The following is a 3,492-nucleotide window of genomic DNA, read 5'->3' on the forward strand; positions in this document are numbered from 1 at the left end:
CTCTTGGGGGCTCTCGCGAGCGGAGACACCCTCTTCCCAGCCCTCCCCCGCAGGCGGGGGAGGGAGCGCATCGTGGTCGCGGCGACTTGCTCGGATCTTCATGCCTTAACCAAACGTCTCCGCCGTGATGGTGTCAAACCAGCGCTCCGCCTCACTTGCTTCGCGCGCTCGCAATTCGCGCGGCGCGTCGACCGGACTCGTCGCGCCGCCTTCGACCTCGGCAAAGATGTCGCCTCTGGGCTGGTAGCTGCCGGCGAGTGAAAAGCCGTAAGTGGGCGCAACGACGTTGTAGCAGACGCCCGTCAGCCGAGGTGCTTCCGGCGTGCGGCCGGCGAGAATATCGATGATGGCAGCGGCGCAGGCCTTGCCTTGCGCGCTTGCAGCCGATGCCGATTTCGGGATGGCGCCGCCGAGGCAGGCGTCGCCGATGACGTGGACGTTCCTGACGAGTTTCGACTCGAACGTGACAGGATCGATCGGGCACCAGCCGGTCGCATCGGCAGCGCCCGCGATTTCGGCGATGAGCGCTGCGCGCTGCGGCGGGATGACGTTGGCGACATCAGGGTTGTAGTTGCCGAACTCGGTGACGATGGTTCCCGTCGCGGAATCGACAGAGGTGACGCGGCCGCCTTGCGACAGGCCGATCCGCTCGATCATGTCGCCGTACAGCTCCTTCCACGCCCTCTCGAACAGCCGCTGTTGCGAAAAAGTGTCCTTGGCGTCGAGGATCAGCACTTTCGAGCGCGGCTTCTTGGCTTTCAGATAATGCGCGATCAGGCTGGCGCGCTCGTAAGGTGCGGGCGGGCAGCGTGAGGGATTGGCGGGGATCGCGATGGCGACCGTGCCGCCATCCGCCATCGCATCCAGCTGCTTGCGCAGCAGCAGAGTCTGCGCACCGGCCTTCCAGGCATGCGGCATCTTCTCCGATGCGGCCGCGTCATAGCCGGGGAGGGCTTCGAGGTGGAAGTCGATGCCGGGCGAGAGCACGAGGCGGTCATAGGGCAGCGCGACGCCGTCGGCCGTCATGACGCTGCGCCGCTCCGGCTCGATCATGGTCACGGCCTGAGCGATCAATGTGACGCCGTCGGCCGCGATCTTGTCGTAACCGAATTGCTGCGCCTCGATCTCGCGCAGACCCGCAATCACCGCGTTGCTGAAAGGGCAGGAGGTGAAGACCGCATTGGGCTCGATCAGGATGATGTGCAGATCATCCCGCGCTCTCTTCAGCGCTCGGGCGCAAGCAGCACCGCCAAACCCGCCGCCGACCACGACGACACGCCCCGAGGCTTGCGCGCGCGGGGTCGCTGGCCGGGCCAGCGCTGCGGCTGCCGCGGTGATGCCGAGCACGGCCTTCCGCCGTGTCACCGGGCGTCCCGTCATGGGCTATCCAGGCAAAATGCCGCGGCGGCCATGGGCTGCCGCGGCGTGTTTCAGGCGAAGGTGATGTTCTGGTCGCGCAGCGGCACGGACCGGATGCGCTTGCCGGTCGCGGCGAAGTACGCATTCAGCACGGCGGGCGCGGCGACGCCGATGGTCGGCTCGCCGACACCGCCCCAGAATCCGCCGCTCGGCACCATCACGGTCTCCACCTTCGGCATCTCGTTGATGCGCATCGAATTGTAGGTGTCGAAGTTGGTCTGCTCGATCTTGCCGTCCTTTACGGTGCAGCCGCCATAGAACAGCGCGGAGAGACCATAGACGAAGGAGCCGGCGACCTGCCGCTCCACCTGCGCCGGGTTGACGACGTAGCCGGGATCGGTGGAGGCGACGATGCGATGCACCTTGATCTTGTTGGCGTCGGTCACCGAGATCTCGGCGGCTCCGGCGACATAGCTGCCATAGCCCATCACCTGGGCTATGCCGCGATAGACGCCCTGCGGTGCCGGCGTGTCCCAGCCGATCTTTTCGGCAACCGCATTGAGCACCGCGAGGTGCTTGGGGTGCTTGCCCATCAGCTTGCGGCGGAATTCGAGCGGGTCCTGGCCTGCGGCCTGGGCGAGCTCGTCCATGAAGCATTCCATGTAGATCGCATTGTGATTGACGTTGACGCCGCGCCAGAAGCCGGGCGGGACGTGCGGATTGCGCATCGCATGCTCGACCAGAAGGTTCGGCACCGAATAGCCGAACGCGGCCTCGCCGGACTGGGCGACGCCCTGGAAGGCTGCCGGGTCCATGCCGTTCTGCAGCGCTTCCGGGCGGAGCGAGAACAGGATCGATTGCCCGGACAGGCGGTAGTGCAGCGCGATCAGGTTGTTGTTGGCATCGAACGCGCCGGTCATCTTGCACTGGGTGATCGGGTGATATCTGCCGTGCGCCATGTCCTCTTCGCGCGACCACAGCAGCTTGATCGGCGTGCCCGGCATTTGCTTGGCGATGATGACCGCCTGGCGGACATAGTCGGTCTGCCCGCGCCGGCCGAAACCGCCCCCTGGCATCACCTTGTGCACATCGCACTTCTCCGCCGGCAGGCCGGAGGCCTCGAGTACCGCCGCGAAAGCTGCTTCGCCATTCTGCGTGCCGCACCAGACCTCGCACTTGTCCGCCGTGTAAATCGCCGTGGCGTTCATCGGCTCCATGGTCGCGTGGTTCTGGTAGGGATAGGAGTAGACGGCCTCGACCTTCTTCGCCGCACTCGCAATCGCCGCTTTGGCGTCGCCGTTCTTGTTGCCGACATAGGCCGGCTGGTCGTCATTGAGGCCCTCGGCCAACCACTTCGCAATCGACTCGCTGGAGACCTTGGCGTTGTCACCCTCGTCCCAGACGATCGGCAGCGCGTCCAGCGCGGTCTTGGCGTGCCACCAGGTGTCGGCGACCACGGCGACGGCGGTGTCGCCGACCTTGACCACCTTCTTGACTCCCTTCATGCCGGCGATCTTGGCTTCGTCGAAGCTCTTCAGCTTGCCGCCGAACACCGGGCAGTCCTTGATCGCGGCGTTCAGCATGCCCGGCAGCTTGACGTCGGCGCCGTAGATCATGGCGCCGGTGGTCTTGTCGACGGTGTCGAGCCGCTTCACGCCCTTGCCGATCAGCTTCCAATCCTTCGGATCCTTCAGCTTGACCTCCGCGGGCGGCGTCAGCTTCGCCGCAGCTTCGGCCACCTTGCCGTAGGTCGTGGTCCGGCCCGAAGGCGTATGGGTGATGACGCTGTTGGCGGCCTTGCATTCGGAGGCCGGCACCTTCCATGTGTCGGCGGCGGCCTGGATCAGCATCACGCGTGCGGTGGCGCCGCCCTTGCGGACATAATCCTGCGAGGAGCGGATGCCGCGGCTGCCGCCCGTGGAGAAGTCACCCCAGACACGCTTGCGGGCGACGCTCTGGCCCGGGGTCGGATACTCGGTCGTGACCTTGGTCCAGTCGCATTCGAGCTCCTCGGCGACGAGCTGGGCGAGCCCGGTGAGCGAGCCCTGGCCCATCTCGGAGCGGGCGATGCGGATCACCACGGTGTCGTCGGGCCTGACCACGACCCAGGCCCCGATCTCGGGCGAGCCGTCG

2 protein-coding genes are annotated in these 3,492 nt (G+C 66.3%); both read right to left on the reverse strand.

Annotation, left to right across the window (positions count from 1 at the left end; genetic code table 11):
* Positions 1–105: 105 nt before the first annotated feature.
* Entirely contained in the window at positions 106–1,380 is a 1,275-nt protein-coding gene (locus JHD07_RS35600) for an NAD(P)/FAD-dependent oxidoreductase (RefSeq protein WP_291630708.1), read from the reverse strand.
* Positions 1,381–1,430: 50 nt separating this feature from the next.
* The coding region (locus JHD07_RS35605; protein ID WP_291630710.1) for a molybdopterin cofactor-binding domain-containing protein at positions 1,431–3,492 on the reverse strand (2,062 nt) is incomplete at its 5' end.

This window comes from Bradyrhizobium sp., assembly GCF_016462955.1.
Classification (GTDB): Bacteria; Pseudomonadota; Alphaproteobacteria; order Rhizobiales; family Xanthobacteraceae; genus Bradyrhizobium.

Coding starts and splice junctions, on each gene's coding strand:
- JHD07_RS35600 (WP_291630708.1), bottom strand. CDS start 1,380: ATGACGGGACGCCCGGTGACACGGCGGAAGGCCGTGCTCGGCATCACC.